This is a genomic window from Actinomyces oris (genome assembly GCF_001937445.1).
GTDB lineage: Bacteria > Actinomycetota > Actinomycetes > Actinomycetales > Actinomycetaceae > Actinomyces > Actinomyces acetigenes.
Genome location: NZ_MSKS01000008.1, coordinates 21,087 through 41,034, shown reverse-complemented (window position 1 = coordinate 41,034; position 19,948 = coordinate 21,087). Strand labels below are relative to the sequence as shown.

The 19,948-nt window shown below is 69.1% G+C and carries 10 protein-coding genes and 1 pseudogene; 10 read left to right on the top strand and 1 reads right to left on the bottom strand.

All coding sequences use genetic code 11. The features are described 5' to 3' along the window. A pseudogene (locus BKH20_RS02425) lies at positions 1 to 809 on the bottom strand (hypothetical protein); the annotation flags it as partial. A gap of 299 nt (positions 810 to 1,108) precedes the next feature. Here BKH20_RS02425 and BKH20_RS02420 point away from each other — a divergent pair. The 10 genes from BKH20_RS02420 (at position 1,109) to BKH20_RS02375 (ending at position 19,937) form a co-directional block, all read left to right on the top strand. Continuing rightward, positions 1,109 to 1,948 carry an ABC transporter ATP-binding protein gene (locus BKH20_RS02420; RefSeq protein WP_075389802.1) on the top strand — a complete coding sequence of 280 codons (840 nt, stop codon included), beginning with the start codon at positions 1,109 to 1,111 and terminating at the stop codon, positions 1,946 to 1,948. 3 nt (positions 1,949 to 1,951) lie between these two features. Then, a complete protein-coding gene (locus tag BKH20_RS02415) occupies positions 1,952 to 4,534 on the top strand; it encodes an ABC transporter permease (protein WP_075389801.1) in 2,583 nt (860 codons plus the stop codon). Positions 4,535 to 4,816: 282 nt separating this feature from the next. Then, positions 4,817 to 6,685, top strand: coding sequence for an ABC transporter ATP-binding protein (locus BKH20_RS02410; protein ID WP_075389800.1), 1,869 nt, complete (start codon positions 4,817 to 4,819; stop codon positions 6,683 to 6,685). After that, a complete protein-coding gene (locus BKH20_RS02405; RefSeq protein ID WP_075389799.1) occupies positions 6,685 to 8,421 on the top strand; it encodes an ABC transporter ATP-binding protein in 1,737 nt (578 codons plus the stop codon). Before BKH20_RS02410 ends, BKH20_RS02405 begins: the two co-directional genes overlap by 1 nt. 223 nt (positions 8,422 to 8,644) lie before the next feature. Further along, complete coding sequence (locus BKH20_RS02400; RefSeq protein WP_075389798.1) at positions 8,645 to 9,133, top strand: phage holin family protein; 489 nt, start codon at positions 8,645 to 8,647, stop codon at positions 9,131 to 9,133. Beyond that, complete coding sequence (locus BKH20_RS02395) at positions 9,130 to 9,642, top strand: DUF3618 domain-containing protein (RefSeq protein ID WP_075389797.1); 513 nt, start codon at positions 9,130 to 9,132, stop codon at positions 9,640 to 9,642. The genes BKH20_RS02400 and BKH20_RS02395 overlap by 4 nt, the downstream gene beginning before the upstream one ends. Next, positions 9,639 to 10,085: a DUF3618 domain-containing protein gene (locus BKH20_RS02390; protein ID WP_075389796.1), complete on the top strand. Its 447-nt coding sequence runs from the start codon at positions 9,639 to 9,641 to the stop codon at positions 10,083 to 10,085. The genes BKH20_RS02395 and BKH20_RS02390 overlap by 4 nt, the downstream gene beginning before the upstream one ends. Before the next feature lie 579 nt (positions 10,086 to 10,664). Continuing rightward, a complete protein-coding gene (locus BKH20_RS02385) occupies positions 10,665 to 11,879 on the top strand; it encodes an IS256 family transposase (protein ID WP_075389795.1) in 1,215 nt (404 codons plus the stop codon). 241 nt (positions 11,880 to 12,120) lie between these two features. Beyond that, positions 12,121 to 15,207 (top strand): helicase-related protein, encoded by a 3,087-nt coding sequence (locus BKH20_RS02380; RefSeq protein ID WP_256692991.1) that lies wholly within the window; start codon positions 12,121 to 12,123, stop codon positions 15,205 to 15,207. Further along, a complete protein-coding gene (locus BKH20_RS02375) occupies positions 15,207 to 19,937 on the top strand; it encodes a DNA methyltransferase (protein ID WP_075389793.1) in 4,731 nt (1,576 codons plus the stop codon). The genes BKH20_RS02380 and BKH20_RS02375 overlap by 1 nt, the downstream gene beginning before the upstream one ends. Positions 19,938 to 19,948: the final 11 nt, after the last annotated feature.

Genomic DNA, 19,948 nt, shown 5'->3' with positions numbered 1-19,948 from the left:
TCGGCAGCCTCGGTAGACTCCTCTGCCTCCTGCTCGTCACCGGCCTCGCCAGAGTCGTCGGCATCCGTGGCCTCCTCGGCGGAGTCCTCCGTATCGGGCTCAGTGGCAGCCTCAGCCGCCGACTCCGCGGCTTCCTCGCCCTCAGCCTCATCGGCAGCCTCGGTAGACTCCTCTGCCTCCTGCTCGTCACCGGCCTCGCCAGAGTCGTCGGCATCCGTGGCCTCCTCGGCGACGTCCTCGGCAGGCTCATCAGTCCCCGGTTCCTCGGCCTCATCAGCGGGCTCCGCGCCGTGCTCATCGGCAGACTCGTCGACGGCGGTGTTCTCGACGTGCTGGTCCTCCGAAGCCAGGCTCTCAGCCTCGGCATCCTCAGCGCCCTCGGTGTCCTCAGAGTCCTCGGCAGGATCCTCGTCCACCGGCGCGACGCCGTCGTCAGCCGCTTCTGCTGACTCGACCGGCCCCGCCGACTCAGCCTGGTCCTCCTGAGCGAGAGCAGGATCCACGGTGGGCTCGCCGGCCGCACTATCAGGCGCAGCCACAGCCCCCGCGTCACCCACGCCACCAGCAGCATTGGCGGCTGCGTCGTCGGTCAGGTAGCCGCGCGCACGGAGGTTGGCGAGGACCTCGACGTTGCCGGTACTGGCCAGCCAGCCGAGCAGGTCGGGATAGGCGGCCGGGTTGGTTGACAGCGGCGCCCACAGGTCGGGCCGGCTCTGCGCAATCGCGGCCTGCAGAGCCTGGTCCGGAGTCTGAGCGGCGACCGCCGCATTGGCCTGGTGCGCCGCCATCATGAGCTGAACCGGATCCATGCAGGGCCTTTCCGGGAGAACGTATGGGTGACCTCGACTGATCGGGCACACAGCCAACCCATCCCGGGTCCTTCACCAGGCTCCGATCATCCCCGATGGTAGCCATGAATCGGCTGCAAGGTTCAAAAAACGGAACAAGCCAGGAGAAACGCTTCTCATCCTCGACGCCGCTGCACCCCCTTCCGCCCTCACGTCAGGGACCTCCCCGACCCCGGGTCAGGGTCGAGCGGCCCCGCGCTCAGGGGACGGTCCTCCGCCAGGAGGATTCACCCGTCCCATACCACTGCCAGACTGAACCTATGAGTAACTCCACCCCAGTCGCCATATCCTCTGTCCTCACGCCCCACCAGCCGGTGGATGACCCCGTGGTCTCCGCGCGCAACCTCACCAAGGTCTACGGCCGCGGCTCGGGCGCCGTCACAGCGCTCGACTCCGTCAACGTCGACATCGCCCGAGCCCGCTTCACCGCCATCATGGGGCCGTCCGGCTCCGGCAAGTCCACGCTCATGCACTGCCTGGCCGGCCTGGACTCGATCACCTCCGGGGAGATCATGCTCGACGGCGACATGGTCTCCTCCATGAACCAGCGTCGCCTCACCCGCCTGCGCCGCGAGCGCATCGGCTTCATCTTCCAGTCCTTCAACCTGGTCCCCACCCTCACGGCGGCGGAGAACATCACCCTGCCCCTGGATATCGCCCGCAAGAAGGTCAACCCGCAGCGTTTCGACCAGGTGATCGACGCCGTCGGCCTCAGGGAGCGCCTGTCCCACCGGCCCGCCGAGCTCTCCGGCGGCCAGGTCCAGCGCGTGGCCTGCGCCCGGGCGCTCGTGGGCGAGCCTGCGGTCGTCTTCGCCGATGAGCCCACCGGGAACCTGGACTCCCACTCCACCGACCAGGTCCTGGAGATCCTGCGCCGCAGCGTCGACGACCTGCGGCAGTCGGTGGTCATGGTGACCCACGAGCCGGAGGCGGCCGCCTGGGCCGACACCGTCATCTTCCTGCGCGACGGGCACGTCGTCGCCCAGCTGGACGAGCCCGACCGCGACCGGGTCCTGGACGCCCTGCGCGAGCTGAGCGAGACCGAGCCCGCCCCCGCAGCCACCGCTCAGAGCGCCGGCTCGGCCGCCGAGGGGGCCTGAGCCGTGAGACGAGTCGCCTGGCGCTCCGTGCGCGCCCACGCCAAACAGTTCTTTCTGACTACCTTCGCCGTCATGCTTGGGGTGGCGTTCCTGTCGGGCACGCTCGCCCTGCGCGCCTCCATGTCGGAGACCTTCTCCAAGCTGACCTCATCCACCATCACCTCCGACCTGTACGTCCAGGGCCCCAAGCTCGCCGGCAGCGGCGACGACAGCTCGTCGAAGTCCCTGCTCACCCAGCCCATCGACAGCTCCCTGACCGAGCAGATCAAGCAGATCGACGGCGTCGAGACCGCCAACCCCGGCGTCCAGACGGTCGGGGTCCTCGTGGGAGCCAACAACGCCCCGGTCACCACCACCGGAGCCCCCACGATCTTCATACCGCTGTACGACAACGAGAAGGGCCTGACCTGGGTCCAGGGCCACAAGCCTCAAGGAGCCGGTGAGATCACCCTGGAGTCCGACGCCCTGAAGAACTCCGGCCTCAAGGTCGGGGACAAGACACACATCGTGGTACAGGGCTCACCCACCGAGGTCACCGTGGTCGGCGAGTTCCACTACGAGTCCTCCATGGCCAGCGCGACGGTCGTGGGCGTGGACCCGAGCTGGCTCATGCCCATCGCCGCCCCGAACGGCAAGGTATTGAACATCTCCGTCGACGTCGCCCAGGGCGCCTCGGTGGAGACGGTCAAGTCCGAGATCACCAAGATCCTTCCCGACGGCGCCCAGGTCCAGCCCCGCGCCGAGGTCATCAAGGAGCAGAACAAGACCATTGAGGAGCAGCTGGGCTTCGTCCAGGTCTTCCTGCTGGTCTTCGTCGTCGTCGCGATGTTCGTGGGCTCCTTCATCATCATGAACTCCTTCGCGATGAGCGTGCGTCAGCGGGTCAAGGAGTTCGCCCTCCTACGGGCGGTCGGGGCCTCGCCGGCCTCCGTGTTCGGCGTGGTGTTCCTGCAGGCGGTCGTCATCGGCATCGTCGGCTCCGCCCTGGGCGTGGCCGCGGGCGCGGGCCTCCTGGCCGGGCTGTCCGCGCTGCTCGACGCCGCGGGCATGCCGCTGCTGGAGGGCACGGGCCTGAGCGGGACGATCATCGCGATCTCGCTGGCGGTGGGGCTGGCCGTCACCGTCGTCGGTGCTCTGCTGCCGGCTCGGGAGGCCGCCCTGACCCACCCGGTGGAGGCCATGCGCGGCGTGTCGGGATCCCGGGAGAAGTCCCTGGTGCTGCGCACGATCCTGGGCGGGCTGCTGCTGGCGGCCGGAGCGGCCGCGATCGCCGCCGCGTGGGTGAACGCGGACCTGACGCAGCGCGGTCTCATCATGGGGCTGGGCGCGGGCGGCACGGTCCTGGGACTGCTCATCGTCTCCCCGACCCTGGCCCGCCCGGTGGTGGCCGTGCTGGGTCTGCCCTTCCGGCTGCTGCGGCCCGCCGGGCGCCTGGCGGTGCGCAACATCGTCCATAACCCGCGCCGCACGGCCAACACCTCCGGAGCCCTCATGGTGGGCATGGCCCTGGTGTGCGCCGGCGCCACGCTGGCCGCCTCCTTCCAGTCCTCGACCTCTGACGAGATCGACAAGTCCCTCAAGGCCGACCTCGTGGTCCAGCCCGCCACCGTCGGCAGTTTGAGCACCCGGCTCTCGGCCGACAAGGCCAAGGAGATCGCCGCCATCGACGGGGTCAAGGAGACCTCCTCCTACTCCATCTACGCCGACTCCGTCACCAAGCCGGACGGCAGCCAGAACGCCGCCGCCACCGTCATCGTCGTCGATCCCGGCACCTACTCCAAGGCCTACGACGTCTCCGCGAGCGCCGGGTCCGTGAAGGACCTGGACGCCACCCACGTGGCCGCGAAGAAGGACGAGGGCCTCAAGCTCGGGGACAAGGTCTCCGTCACCGGCCCCACCGGGTCGGTTGAGGCCACGGTCAGCGCCGTCGTCGACCCGAAGGGAACCGGCGGCAACTATTACGTCTCCCCCGAGCTGGCGGCAGCAGTGGGCTCCTGGAACTCGCCGAGCACCAGCACGGACCCGGCCCACGTCCTGGACTCGCCGCAGGGCATGCTCCTGACCCTCAAGGAGGGCACCGACCTCGACACGGTGCGGGGCAAGGCCCGCGACATCGTGGCCGACACCTACCAGTACGCGGTGCGCGACGCCAACGAGATCTCCGACCAGGTCGGCCAGCAGATCAACCGGATGCTCGCCGTCCTCTACGGCCTGCTGGGACTGAGCATCGCCATCGCCATCCTGGGCATCGTCAACACCCTGGTGCTCTCGGTCTCCGAGCGCACCCGCGAGATCGGGCTCATGCGCGCCGTCGGCCTGGGCAAGGCCCAGCTGGCCGGGGAGATCATCACCGAGTCGGTCCTCACCTCCCTGTACGGCACCGTCCTGGGCGGGGCGACCGGGGTGGTCCTGGCCGCCGCCCTCAAGGAGGTCCTGGAGGATCAGGGACTGACGAGCCTCAGCATCCCCTGGGGCCAGATGGTGGGCATGCTCGTGCTCTCCGTGGTGGTCGGCGTCATCGCGGCCCTGTGGCCGGCGCTGCGCGCCTCCCGGATTCCCGTCCTGGACGCCATCGCCACCGAGTGAGCAGCGTTCGCCGAGTATGCCGAGCAAGCCCGGCGCCCCGGCCGACCCCCGCGACGGGGGCGGGCCGGGGCGCCGGCACGTCGCGTACCCCGGCCTGGCGGCCGCCCGAGCCATGCCCGGCGGGTATTCCCGCGCCCGGTATCTTCCTTGTCACCGCCTCTGCCTCTGCCGCGCAGGCTTCCCCTCCGATAGCCTCGTGCGATCATGCCCGAATCGTCCTCCCGGTCGTTCCCGACCGTCCCGGCAGCGCTGTCCGCCCTGACTGCACGGCCCCTGCAGTCCATGACTCCCGACGCCCCACTGCCCCATCCCCCGTCCCTGGGGGCCGGGGCGCTTCTGCGCTGGCTGCTGCGACGCGCCGCCGTCCCGGTCACCCTGGCGACCCTGGCGGCCTGCACCTCCAACATCATTCAGGCGATCGTGCCGGCCTTCCTGGGGCAGGCCCTGGACGCCGGCATCGAGAACGGCCTCAACGGCCGCGTCTGGGGCATCGGCGCCCTGCTGCTGGTGCTGTTCGTCGTCTACGCCGTCGGAGACACGATGCTGTCCTACTTCGGGATGATGGCCTGGATGCGCACCGGCTTCGACGTCGACCGGCTCGTGGGCCGCCAGATCTCCGCCACGGGCAAGGACCTGTCCCGGCAGGTCTCCACCGGTGAGGTCGCCACCATCATCGCCTCCGACGCCGACTACCTGGGCAATCTCATCGAGCACCTACCGGCCCTGCTGGGGGCGGCGGCCAGCTTCCTCGTCGTGGCCGTCCTCATGCTGCGCACCTCGGTGAGCCTGGGGCTCATCGTCATCCTGGGCATGCCGCTGGTGGCGGCCATCGTCACCCTGGTCATCCGTCCCCTGCAGAAGCGTCAGGCCGTTCAGCGCGAGGCCCAGTCCGCGGTCACCACGATCACCACGGACACGGTGGCGGGCCTGCGGATCCTGCGGGGCATCGGCGGGGAGGACGTCTTCGCCCGCCGCTACCGGGACGCCTCCCAGGAGCTGCGGCGCCGCGGCGTCGAGGTGGCCTCCTCCCAGGCCACCCTCATGACCCTCCAGGTGCTGCTGCCCGGGCTCTTCGCCGCCATCGTCGTGTGGGTGGCGGCGCGCATGGCCGTGGCCGGCAGCCTCACCCCCGGCGGGCTCATCACCTTCTACGGCTACACCGCCTACCTGTCCTGGCCGCTGTGGGTGTTCACCAGCTCCGTGCAGGACTACACCCGGGCCGTCGTCGGCGCCCGGCGCCTGAGCCGCCTGCTGGAGGTGGCGCCGGCCGCCGGCAGCCTCGTGGAGCGCCTCAGCCTCGACCCGGCCGCCGCCCACCCCGTCAGCGGCGACCTGGTGGACACCGGCAGCGGCCTGCGCCTCAAGGAGGGCCGCATGACGGCCCTCGTGTGCCCCGACCCGCAGGTCTCCGCCGACCTGGCCACGCGCCTGGGGCGCTTCACCGACGCCGGCCCCACCGTGACCCTGGCGGGCCGGCCACTGACCACCATGCCCCTGGAGCAGGTGCGCGCCAGCGTCGTCGTCTCCGGCGCCACCGCCCAGCTCTTCACCGGGACCCTGCGCGAGGCCCTCGACGTGCGCGGCGGCCCCGACCCGCAGCCGGCGGGCCTGGAGGACCTCGTGCGCGCCGAGGCCGAACGCACCACCGGGGCCGACGTCGACCAGCGGGTCCGCCCCCAGGAGCGCGAGGCCCCCGGCGACGACCGGCTCATCGAGGCCATCGAGATCGCCGACGCCGGCGATGTCCTCACCTCCCTGAGCGAGGGCCTGGCCGGGATGATCACCGAGAAGGGCCGGTCCCTGTCCGGCGGGCAGCGCCAGCGCGTGGCCCTGGCCCGGGCGCTGCTGACCGAGGCGCCCACGCTCGTGCTCATCGAGCCGACCTCCGCCCTGGACTCCCACACCGAGGCCCGCGTGGCCGCCCAGGTGCACCGGGCCCGCGCCGGGCGCACGACCGTCGTCGTCACCGCCTCGCCGCTGGTCCTGGAGGCCTGCGACGAGGTCGCCTTCCTCGACTCCGACGGGGCCGAGCTGCTGCGCTCCACGCACCGCGAGCTCATGGCCATGGCCCGCGACGGCCACGCGCAGGCGGCCGACTACCGCGCCGTCGTCTCACGGGCCATGGGTGAGGACGCGGAGGCGAGCTGCTGATGGCGCTTCCCGTCGCGCCCGGGCCCGTCGCCCTGCGCAAGACCTTCCGCATCATGGCCTCCTACCGGGGGCGCTTCGCCGTCGTCCTGGTCCTCCAGATCACGGCGGTCCTGTCCACGCTCGTGGCCCCGCAGCTGCTGGGGCGGCTGGTCGGGCGGGTCTCGGCCGGGCGGGCCGACGCCGGCTACGTGGACCGGATCGTGCTGACCATCATCGCGGTCACGCTCGTGGGGGCGCTCATCAACCGCTTCGCCCAGAAGCACGCCCGCACCCTGGGCGAGTCGGTCTTCGCCGAGCTGCGCGAGCGCATGATGAACCGGGTGGTGCACCTGCCGCTGAGCGCCGTGGAGTCCGCCGGCACCGGCGACCTCGTGGGGCGCACCACCACCGACGTCTCCCGCATCGAGTTCCTCGTGCGGGTGGGGATCCCCCAGATCCTCGTGTGCGTGGTGACGATCGTCTTCACCCTCCTGGCCGCCGCCGTCGCCGACCCTCTCCTGGCGCTCGGGCTGCTCGTCATCGCCCCGCCCGTGTGGTCGATGATGCGCTGGTACCTGCCGATCTCCATCCCCGCCTACCGGGCCGAGTCGGCCGCCCAGGCCCGCCTCAACGGGGCGGTCTCCGAGACGGTTGAGCACGCCGAGACCGTGGACGCCCTGGGCATCGGGGCGCGCCGCGAGCGGGCCATCATGGCCTCCATCAAGGAGGCCTGGTCCCTGGAGCGCTACACGGCCGCGCTGCGGGTGCGCCTGTTCATGGTGCTCGACGTCGCCTGGCGAGCGCCCGTCGTCGTCATCCTCCTGTGGGGCGGGTTCCTGGCCGCCCGCGGCTACGCGACCCTGGGGGCGATCACCACGGTGGCCCTCTACTCCATGGAGCTGCGCAAGCCGGTGGGCCAGCTCATGTTCTGGGTCGACCAGGTCCAGATCGCCCAGGCATCCTTGTCCCGCATCCTGGGGGTGGAGGAGGTCCCCGACGACCGCGCCCCCACCGGCGAGGAGCCCCAAGGCACGCGGATCGTGCTCGACGACGTGCGCTTCTCCTACCGGGAGGGCGTCGAGGTGCTCCACGGGATCGACCTGGAGCTCGTGCCCGGGGAGCGGCTGGCCGTCGTCGGGCCCTCGGGGTCGGGCAAGTCCACGCTGGGGCGGATGCTGGCGGGCATCAACCCGCCCACCTCCGGGAGCGTCACCGTGGGCGGGGTGTCGCTGACGGACCTGACCGAGGACGAGCTGCGCCGCCACGTGGCCCTGGTGACCCAGGAGCACCACGTGTTCGTCGGCACCGTGGCGGACAACGTGCGCCTGGGGCGCCCGGGCGCCTCCGATGAGACGATCCGCGAGGCCATCGAGGCCATCGGGGCCGATGCCTGGGTGGACGCGCTGCCCGAGGGGATGAACACGATGGTCGGCTCGGGGCACCTCGAGCTCAGCCCCGCTCAGGCCCAGGAGGTGGCGCTGGCCCGGCTGGTGCTGCTGGACCCGCACACGCTCATCCTGGACGAGGCCACCTCACTGCTGGACCCGCGCGCCGCCCGCACCCTGGAGCGGACCCTGTCCACGGCGCTGGCCGGGCGCACCGTCATCGAGGTGGCCCACCGCCTCTACACGGCCGCCGACGCCGACCGGGTCGCCGTCGTCATGGACGGGCGGATCGTCGAGCTGGGCAGCCACGACGAGCTCGTGGCCCTCGGCGAGGAGTACGCGAGCCTCTGGCAGGCCTGGAACCAGGAGTAGCCGGGCGTCCCACCCCATACTGGCAGCGGCCCTTCACAGATCGCCGGTGGCGAAAGCCGGCCCCTATCGTCCACACCTACAAACCCGCTCGGGCCTGCGTTGTTCCACGAAGGCGCAGGCTGTGAGATTCTTAGGGCGGCGGGTCGTCCCACTGTCGCGATCCCGCCGCCTCGCAGTCAGCTGACTGCGTCTAACGCCGTGCCTCACACAAGAAGGTTCGTTCATGCCCAACAACCAGCCACCTCCCCCGCCGTCGCAGGCGACGTCGTCGGCCTCCACCACGCCTCCTCGCAGGGCTGCCGGCAGCGCCCAGCCCACGCTCGGCGAGCTCATCGCCCGCATCTCGGAGAACATCTCCGCACTGGTGCGCGGCGAGATCGACCTGGCCAAGGCCAAGGGCCAGCGCATGGCCAAGGAGATGGGACTGGGTGCCGGGCTGCTCGCCGCCGCCGGGGTGCTGGCCCTGTTCATCTTCGGACTGGTGCTGGGGGCCATGACGACCGGCCTGTCCCACGTCATGCCGCTGTGGGCCGCTTTCCTCGTGGTGGCGCTGATTCTCACCCTCATCGCCGTGCCGATGGCCCTGATCGGCGTCAAGCGGCTCAAGGCCGCCAAGGCCGACACGCCGACGCCACAGGAGGGGCTGAAGGAGTCCGTCAACGCCGTCAAGGGGGCCGTGACCTCCGGCCTGCAGAGGGGGAACGCCCGGTGAGCACCAACGCCGCACCCACGCCCGTTCCCGCCGCGCCGGCCGCGCCCGCCGTGGAGGCCGCTCCGGCCACGCAGGCCACGCCGTCGGCTGACGAAGTCCTGTCCGACCTGGCGGCCCGGCGCCTGGCACTGGCCGCCGACGTCGACGAGCTCGCCGCGCGCCTGGCCCCGAACAACCTGGCCAAGGTCGCCAAGCTCAAGGCCCGTGAGAAGGTCCAGGAGCTGCGCAGCCAGGCCGTCAGCAAGGCCCAGGACACGGCCGGGCAGGTCAAGAACCGCCTGGCCACCCTGGCCGGCGGCGGCACCGACCCCGAGGGCGGGGTCGACACCTACGACCCCAGCACGCTGACCCTCGGCCAGCGCGTCTCCCGCCTGTTCGACGACGCCCGCGACGGCGACCCCGCCTCCTTGGGGATCGTCACGGTTGCGGGGCTCGCCCTGGCGGGTCTGAGCGTGACGGCGACCGTCGCCGCGGTCAAGGCCTTGCGCGCCCGGGCAGGTCGGGCATGACCAGCGGACAGCAGGCCGGCGCCTCCGGCACTGGGGCCGCCGGGACCGCCGAGTCCGGGCCACTGAGCCCCGAGCAGATCGAGGAGCGGCTGCGCGCCCAGCGCGAGGCCCTGGCGGCGAGCGTCGATGAGTTCGCCTCCCGGGTCGACCCGCGCACGCAAGCGAGGGAGGCCGGGGAACATCTGCGCGAGCAGGCGAGCGCCAAGGCCGAGCACCTGCGTGAGCAGGCCGTCGCCGGGGCCGGTCGTTTGCGAGAGCAGGCGGAGGCCGGCGCCGGCCGACTGCGCGAGAGGGCCCGCCGCTGGGCCGAGCAGGCGGAGGAGACCTGGGAGCGCGCCAAGCAGGGCGACTCCGAGGCGTCGTCCCGACTCGCCAAGGCGGCCGCCGTCGCCGGAGGCGTGGTGACCGCCGGCATCGTCCTGACCCGCCTCGCCCGCCGCTGAGGCCAGCGAGCGCCGGCGCCCCGGCATACTCCAGCGCTAGGAGCCAGCCGGCCCGCATCGGGAACTGCGATGTCCGTCGAGGACGTACTTCTCCCCCAGATGACTGCGCCCAAACCCCAGTGACCTGGAGGAAAACGCAGTCCTCGACCACAAAGTACGTCCCCGACACAGAGCGCAGCCCGCGTTGGCCAACGCTCAACCCGCGCCATCCCGGATGGCCAGATGCGAGCACCCGTCACGTAGCCGCAACGACATGTCTGAGCCAGGGTCTCGAGAACCTCGCGAGTCTGCCGTGGTGATTGTCGAGAGGGGCGGCGGCGTCCGATGCGCACCGCAGGGGAAGAACAGATCCGAGTGCGGATCCCCCGAATAAACCTCAAAGTGTCCGGGAGGGACGACTTTAACGACAAGGCCTGCGAGCGTCACTTACATCTGCACTGGTCAGAGCGATTTGGTGCGGCTTGGGTAGTGCCCCGTAGTGTGGTGTAGCGCGGTGGTTGGGCTGCTGTTGGTGGCAGCGCGGTCACCGTGTGATCCTCCGAGGAATCTCCTACAACCCACTCGAACGGAGTCATCACGATGACCGCTCCTCATATTGTCGACCCTGAGCGTCTTCTTGGCGAGGCTCTTTCTCAGGCCTCGCCGGACCTGATGCGTAGCCTGCTGCAGACGGTGATCAACTCCCTGCTGAGCGCCGAGGCCGATGCGGTGTGCGGTGCCGAGTACGGTCAGGCCAGCCCCGAGCGCCGGGTTCAGCGCAATGGCTATCGGCACCGGGACCTGGACACCCGGGTCGGCACGATTGACGTGGCCGTCCCCAAGCTGCGTACTGGCTCGTACTTCCCCGACTGGCTGCTTGAACGCCGTAAACGGGCCGAGTCCGCGCTGATCACAGTGGTTGCCGACGCCTACCTGGCCGGGGTGTCCACGCGGCGCATGGACAAGCTGGTAGGTACTTTGGGCATCAACTCGCTGTCGAAGTCGCAGGTCTCACGTATGGCGGCTGAGCTCGACGAGCAGGTCGCCTCCTTCCGTAACCGGCCCCTGGGCGATGCAGGCCCATTCACCTTCGTGGCGGCCGATGCCCTGACCATGAAGGTCCGCGAAGGTGGTCGTGTGGTCAGTGCGGTGGTCCTGACCGCTACCGGGGTCAACGCTGATGGACATCGCGAGGTCTTAGGACTGCGGGTAGCTACCACCGAGAGCTCGGCGGCCTGGAACGGGCTGCTCGCCGACCTGGTGGCCCGGGGACTTACGGGGGTACGGCTTGTCACCTCTGACGCCCACACGGGTCTGGTTGAGGCTATCGCCGCGAACCTGCCCGGAGCGACCTGGCAGCGCTGTCGCACCCACTACGCCGCTAACCTGATGACAGTGGTTCCTAAGAGTCTGTGGCCCGCGGTCAAGGCCATGCTCCACTCGGTCTACGACCAGCCCGACGCAGCAGCCGTCGAGGCTCAGTTCGACCGCCTCCTGGACTACGTCCACACGATCCTGCCCGAGGCTGCCGACCACCTCGAGGCCGCACGAGCCGACCTGCTGGCCTTCACCGCCTTCCCTGTCGAGGTATGGAGACAGATCTGGTCCAACAACCCCCAAGAACGTCTCAACAGAGAGATCCGTCGCCGCACTGACTCAGTAGGGATCTTCCCCAACAGGGACGCCATTATCCGCCTGGTTGGCGCCGTCCTAGCAGAGCAGACCGATGAGTGGACCGAAGGACGCCGCTACCTCAGCCTCGACGTTCTCAACCGCAGCCGAAACCTACCCAACACCCCCTCTCTCACCAGCTAACGACCACACTCCACGAAGACCTCTACACCACATCAAGAGACTTGACCGCGGCTTGCCCCGTCCGAGGCAGTTTCAAAGTCGTCCCTCATGGACAAAATCCGTCTTCCCACCCCTAGTACAGCCCCACGGCACCTGCCCCAAGGCCCCCTCGCCCTGGGCCCGCAGCGGCCCGCAGGTCACAGATCGGTCACCGGCCCGAATTGGTCTCGACCACCTGCGCCGGCGTCCTAAGATCGTCTCCGTGACAACGGCGCCCACGACTCCCCCGGATGCGGTGACGGATCCTGCCCCTTCCCTCCCTTCTCTTGATGTCGCACCGGGCTCTGTGGTCCGGGTGCGCGACGAGGACTGGCTGGTCACCCAGGTCTCCACCACGTCTGACGGCATGCTGGTGACGGTTCAGGGCCTGTCCGAGCTGGTTCGGGACACGACGGCGCAGTTCTCCGCCGGCCTTGACCACATCGTCCCGGTGGATCCGCGCCGAACCCGGGTCATCGCGGACACCTCCACTCGTCACCGGCTCTCGCGCCTGTGGCTGGAGGCGACGCTGCGCAAGACGGCGCTCCCGGCGACCTCCACTGACCTGGCCGTGGTCGGTGACGTCCTCGCCGACCCGCTGGCCTACCAGCTGACGGCGGTTCGCCAGGCCCTGGATCCGGCGAACCTGCGCCCGCGCATCCTCCTGGCTGACACCGTGGGCCTGGGCAAGACCCTGGAGATCGGCATGATTCTGGCCGAGCTCGTGCGCCGTGGCCGGGGTGACCGTATCCTCATCGTCACGCCCCGTCACGTGCTCGAGCAGATGCAGCATGAGATGTGGTCGCGCTTCGCGCTGCCCTTCGTACGCCTGGACTCGGTAGGCATCCAGCGGGTGCGCCGTTCGGTACCGGCCTCACGCAACCCGTTCTCGGTGTTCCACCGCGCGATCATCTCCATCGACACGTTGAAGTCGGACCGCTACCTCAACCATCTGCGCAAGCAGCGCTGGGACGCGGTCGTCATCGACGAATCGCACAACGTCACCAACAAGGGCACGCTCAATAACCGGCTCGCGGACATCCTGGCCCGTCAGACCGACGCGCTCATCCTGGCCTCAGCCACGCCCCACAACGGCAACCCGAAGTCCTTCGCTGAACTCATCCGTCTGCTGGAGCCGACGGCGGTGCGAGCGAACGGAGAGCCTGACGAGGAGGCGGTGCGTCGCCTCGTCATCCGCCGTCACCGTCACTCCGACGAGGTGCGCGACGTCGTGGGCGGCCGCTGGAAGGAGCGCCTGACTCCGGTCAACAAGCTGGTGCAGCCCTCCCCGGCTGAGGACGCGGTGGCCGGCGAACTGTCACGCACCTGGCTACACCGTTCCGACGGCGCCTCGGCACCGGGTGGCCGCAAACCCTCCGCCCGCGGCGGCGACTCCCTGTTCGCCTGGACCCTGGCCAAGTCTTTCCTGTCCTCGCCGGCGGCCCTCATCCAGACGATCGACGAGCGCCTGGCCCGACGTCGCAGCCGGGCAGCAGCAGCCGGCTCCACCCCGGAACCCTCAGAGCAGTCCCAGGCCCTGACCCGCCTGCGCGAGCTGGCCGTGGAGGCCAACACAACGGCCTCGGGCAAGTACCAGGCGCTGCTGACCGAGCTGCGCCGCATCGGGATCGGCCCCAGGTCGACCGAGCGCGTCGTCGTCTTCGCCGAGCGCATCACGACGCTCACCTGGCTGGCCGAGCACCTGCGCGAGGACCTGCGCCTGCCCGCCGACGCGGTGCGGGTCATGCACGGGGGCCTGTCCGACGTGGAGCAGCAGGAGATCGTCGAGCAGTTCCGCCAGGCCCACACGCCGGTGCGCGTCCTGGTGACTGGCGACATCGCCTCGGAGGGCGTCAACCTGCACGCCCAGTGCCATGAGCTCATCCACTACGACATCCCCTGGTCGCTCATCCGCATCGAGCAGCGCAACGGCCGCATCGACCGCTACGGCCAGTCCGTCTCACCGCAGATCACGACCCTGCTGCTGAGCCCGTCGGACCCGCGCTTCTCCGGCGACGTCCGCGTGCTCACGCGCCTGATGGAGAAGGAGGACCAGGCGCACCGGGCCCTGGGCGACGCAGCCTCCCTCATGGGCCTGTACTCGGGCGAGAAGGAGGAGGAGGCGATCCGCCAGGCGCTCGCGGCCGGGCAGGACATTGACGACGTCGTCCCCGACGCCGACGCCGACGACACCCTCAACCTGGATCCGATGGCGGCCCTGTTCGCGAAACTGACGGGCACGGCCGAGGCCAAGGGCAACGGCGCCACTGCCCCCACCGGCGCCGAGGTCTCCCCTGCTGATCCGAGCGCTCCCGGCGACCCGGCCGGTCCGGCCTCCCCCATCCAGCCCGCTGCCCCGCTGGCGACGTCGACGCTGTACGAGACCCAGCTGGACTATCTGCGCCAGGCCCTCACCGAGCTTTATGAGCGCCCCGAGGAACCAGAGCAGCGCCAGACCGGCGGCGGGGGCGTCTCGTGGCGCGAGCACGGCACGCAGCACGTGGTGGAGATGGTGCCTCCGGCGGGGCTGCGCCATCGCCTGTCGGTGCTGCCGCAGTCCTACCTGCGTGAGCGCCGCGTCCAGGAGCACCTCAAGCTGGCGACGACGCAGACAAAGGGCGCGCGTCTTCTCGCGGAGGCCCTGAGTGATTCCTCGGACTCCTCCTGGCCGGAGGCCCACTATCTGGGGCCGCTGCACCCGGTGCTGGACTGGGCCGGCGACCGGGTGCTGGCCAAGCTCGGCCGCTCCTCAGTGTTCGCGGTGCGCGGCGATGTCGACTCACCGACCGTCCTGTTGCTGGGGACTCTGACGAACCAGGCGGGCCGGACGGTGTCGATGGTGTGTGTCAGTATCGCCTTCCCCTACCTGGACCTGGCAGCCGCGCAGTCGGAGCTGGATGCGGGCCGGCCAGTCGAGGCGGTGCCGATCGGGCAGGTGCACGACTCCCCCGCCGCCATGTTCGAGACAGTGGGCATCTCCCGGGAGCTGCGGAACTCCGGGCCGGTGACGCAGACCAACCTGCTGGAGGCACTCATCCCCCCGGCGGTGGATACGGCTAAGGACCACATGAGACTGACCCTCGACGCAGCGGAGGAACAGGCGAAGGCTCGGGTGGACGCCTGGGCGGAGCACGCGAATGCCTGGGATGACGAGGCCGGTCGTCTCATCCAGAACCGCCACCTGCGCGAGCAGCGGATCACGGTGGCTCAGGAGCGCGAGCTCATGGATCAGCACCTGCCCGCACACACGCTGGTGCGCCCGCTGCTGGTGGTGGTGCCTCAGGACTTCGGGATGGAAGGGGATCTCTGATGGCGGTGTCGGATGCGCTGGTCGTCGGCGAGGACTGGATCAGCGAGCACTACTTCACGACCGACGCCACCAAGGAGTCCTTCCTGGCGCGTGTGCTGGAGCGCCGCAAGGAATGGGAGGCCCTGGAGAAGCCGGCCGATCCCGGTACCGCCCCGACGCCGACGCCTCGTTCCCGGTTCCGTTCCGAGCGCTCCCGCCTGGAGGAGCTGCTGGCGGCCCTGCCCGCCGACGACGCAGGCTCCCTGACCGGCGCGGCCCTGGAGGCGGCCGGCGAGCTCGATGAGCTCCTGCGCGAGATCCTGGGCTTCACGTCGTCGGAGTACCGGCTGACCGGGCGGGGCCCGGTGACCCTGGTGAGGCCGGTGGGTGATGAGGGCCCGGCGCCGTTGGTGCTACTGCGCGCCCGCCCGGTGACCACGGTGGAGGACCTGCTGGTCAAGGACGCCTCCACGCTCGCTGAGGCGTGGCAGCCCGTGGACCTGGGGGACCCCGACGCACCGGTGCTGGAGGGGGCTGAGCCAATCGAATCGGTGTCTCGGGCGCTGTCGACGCTCATGACGGATGCTCACGGCCCGGCCTTCGCCCTGGTTCTGGCGGGCCAGTGGGCGCTGGTGGCGGAGCGGGAGCGATGGCCGGAGGGCCGCTGGCTGGCGGTGAACGTGCAGCTCGTCGTCGAGCGTCATGAGGCCACGCGCGGCGGCGAGGTGGAGCGGGCCCTGACCTGTCTGGATGCCCGCTCTCTGCTGCCGACGGCGGAGGGCGAGACGTGGTGGGCGGCCACCTTGGAGGACTCGGCGGCCCACACGGTGGGGGTCTCGAAGGATCTGCGTGAGGGGGTGCGCTCCTCGATTGAGATCCTTGCGAATGAGGTGGTGCGCCGTCGCGCCGCGCGGGGGCTGGAGCCGCTGCCCCAGGAGCGGGCACAGGACCTGGCGCTGCAGTCGCTGCGCTACATCTACCGGATCATCTTCCTGCTGTATGCGGAGGCGAGCCCTGAGCTGGGGGTCCTGCCGGTGGGCGCCACCGAGTACGACGCCGGCTACGGCCTGGATCGTCTGCGCGAGCTGGCCTTGCGGGAGCTGCATGAGGAGTCGGCCCTGGCGGGCACGCACATTTACGAGTCCTTGGACCGCCTGTTCCATCTGGTCGATGAGGGGCACAACGAGCAGGTGCCGGCCGCGCAGGAGGGCAGCTTCGATGGCCTGGTCTTCCGGCCGATGCGCGCCGACCTTTTCCGCCCGGTGGCGACCGCCCTCATTGACGAGGTGGGCCTGGGTAACGGGGCGCTGCTGCGGGTGCTGCGCCACTTGCTGCTGACTAAGGAGAACAGCAAGAGCGGCCGTGGCTTCATCTCCTACGTGGAGCTGGGTATCAACCAGCTGGGTGCCGTCTACGAGGGGCTGATGAGCTACTCGGGTTCCTTCGCCACCGAGCGCCTGTGGGAGGTGGCACCGGGCGGGGACGCCTCGAAGGGCTCCTGGGTGGTGCCCGAGGACGTCATGAAGGGCCTGGAGGAGAAGGACTTCGTGACGGTGGAGGATGAGGTGACGGGTGAGCGCCGCAACGTCACCTATGAGAAGGGGCAGTTCGTCTACCGGCTCTCTGGCCGGGACCGGCAGCGCTCGGCCTCCTTCTACACCCCGGAGGTGCTGACGCGTTTCACGGTGCAGCAGGCGCTGGAGGAGCTGCTGGATCAGGATGGGCGGACGACGAGCGCTGAGGAGATCCTGCACCTGACGGTGTGTGAGCCGGCGCTGGGGTCGGGGGCCTTCGCGATTGAGGCGGTGCGCCAGCTGGCGGAGCAGTACCTCTCGCGGCGTGAGCGCGAGCTGGGCCGGCGCGTGGATCCTGAGGAGCGGCCCCGGGAGCTGGCGAAGGTGAAGGCCTTTATCGCTCTACACCAGGTCTATGGGGTGGATCTCAATGCGACGGCGGTGGAGCTGGCGGAGGTGTCCTTGTGGTTGGACACGATGGTGGAGGGGCTGGCGGCACCGTGGTTCGGGCTGCGGCTGCGGCGCGGTAACTCGCTGGTGGGGGCGCGCCGGGCCCTGTACTCCACCTCTCAGCTGAAGAAGCGGGCTTGGCTGTCGGCCGCGCCGGTGGCTGAGCCGCTGAGCCAGGTGGCGGCCGTGCTCGACGACGCCGATGCCGCCTCCCGGCACCGGATCGGTGGGGCGCTGGACATCTCGGGGAGCATCCATCATTTTCTGTTGCCGGCCAAGGGGTGGGGCAACGCGGTGGAGGTTCCCAAGCAGGTGCGGGACCTGGTTGATGCTGAGAAGCTCAAGGCCCTCAAGGCCTGGCGCAAGGACATCACGAAGGCGCTGAGCACCACTCAGGCCTTGCGGCTGACGGCCTTGGCCCGGCGAGTGGAGGTCCTGTGGGAAATGACGCTGCGGCGCCTGCGGGTGGCGGAGGCGGAGGCCTCGCGGCGCATCGACCTGTGGGGTCGTGAGGCGCAGGAGGGCTCCGGTTCAACGGTGTCCCGTGAGGACATTGAGGCCTACCTGGCGGCACCGGATTCGGCGTACCGGCGGCTGCGGCTGGTCATGGATGCGTGGTGCGCCCTGTGGTTCTGGCCGTTGACCACGGATGTGCCGCCGCCGAGCCTGGATGAGTGGCTGGGTGCTCTAGAGGGGCTGTTGGGCAAGCAGGTCAAGGACGCCAAGGGCACCGATGGGACTCTCGTGGATGCTTCCTCCTGGGCGGAACTGGAGACCATGGAGGAGGTTGAGCTGGGCCTCGCTGGGGCCCGCAAAGTGCAGTCGGTTGTTGACGAGCACGAATGGCTCACCGTGGTCCGGGAGGTAGCGGAGGCACAGGGCTTCTTCCACTGGGAGCTTGACTTTGCCACCGTCTTCGCCCGAGGCGGCTTCGACCTCCAGGTAGGGAACCCACCGTGGGTGAGACCTGACGTCTCGGTCGAGACGCTTCTCGCTGACGGCGACCCTTGGTGGATGCTCACGAAGAAGCCGTCGCTTGCGAAGCGGCAGGAGCGCCTGCCGCGCACTCTGGCACGTCCTGGCGTCCTCACCACAGTGCTCGACGGAGCCGCCGAGACCGAGGTCCTCGCTGAGTTCATCAGCGACCAGACCGTCTATCCCATCATGGAGGGACGCCCCGACCTCTACCGAGCCTTCATGTGCCAAGTCTGGGAGCACCAGAGTGGGCAGGGCATCTCCTCACTCATTCACATGGAAACCCACTTCACCGACGCCAAGACCCCAGGACTCCGCGCCGCCGCCTACCGGCACCTGCGGCGACACTGGCAGTTCATCAACGAGCTTCAACTCTTTGGCATCGATCACCACAACGCGTACGGAATCCACGTCTACGGCGCAGAGCGATCACCCTCGTTCATCCACGCAGCCTCGCTCTACCACCCCGAGACAGTGCAGCGCTCTCTCATGCACGATGGCAGTGGACAGGAGCCCGGCTTCAAAGATCCACACACCGGAACCTGGGACTTACGGCCGCACGCAGCCCGCATCGAATCCATCGATGAAGTCACACTGAAGACCTGGCAATCAGTAACGGAATCTGACGACTGGAGTTCCACCTCAATGGTCTCCACCGTGAACTCAGCTGCCGCACGTACACTCACCACACTAGCCACCCAACCGCGCATCGGTAGCCTCGACCTCCATTTTTCAACTGGCTGGAACGAAACAACAGACTTCCAAAGAGGACTATTCTCCAAACAATGGGGCGCAGCATCCTGGGGCGACGCCATCCTTCAAGGACCTCACCTCCACGTCTCAACCCCGCTGTACAAGCAGCCTAACGAGTCCATGAAGCACAATCTGGACTGGACCTCAACCGACCTGGAAGCCCTTCCCGCAAGCGCTGAACCTGTCACCCAGTACAAGCCTTCGGGCGACCGCACCACCTACGACCGTCTCTACACCCACTGGGACGACTCTTCCGCCCGCGACCACTACCGCATCGCTTGGCGAAAAATGGCTCCCCTCACCGGCGAACGCACTTTGGCAACAGCACTTATCCCTCCTGGGCCTACCCATATCGACGCACTCTTCTCTGCGGCGTCTAATTCAGAACAGGACGTCACCTTCGCAGCAGCCGTTATGTCAACACTGCTCAGCGACTTGTTAATCCGAGCCGGAGCGAGTATTAATATTAGAGAGCGCGCAATAAGTCGTCTCCCACTCCCTTCACTCAGGTCACCTCTAGCAAAGCGAATCACACTAAGATCACTTCGCCTCAACTGCATCGCGGATGCCTACTCTGATCTGTGGACGGAGTGTTGGGATGAGGCATTCTTGGATGATTCACCGATTCTGGAGCGTTATGATGAGCGTCCGATCAGTCCGGAGTGGACCGCGGATACGCCGTTGCGTCGGGCGGAGGATCGCCGCAATGCGCAGGCGGAGATTGACGTCATGGTGGCGATGATGCTGGGCGTGCCGATCGAGGACCTGTGCACGATATACCGCACCCAGTTCGCGGTACTGTACGACTACGACCATGGCCGCGGCCAGGGTGCCTACGTCTATGACGCGAATGGCCGACAGTTGCCGACTCCGGTCCGCCAGGCCTGGGAGAAGCGCAAGTACCCCACCTCCAACGAGGACATGCCCCTATCAGAACGCACTCACCCCCACCCTGGCTCCGGCGTCTCCTACGTCTACGACCTCCCCTTCCGCATCCGCGACCGCGAAGCCGACTTCCGCCGCATCCACACCGCCCTTTCAAATAGAGAAAAGGCATAAACTTCCACTCT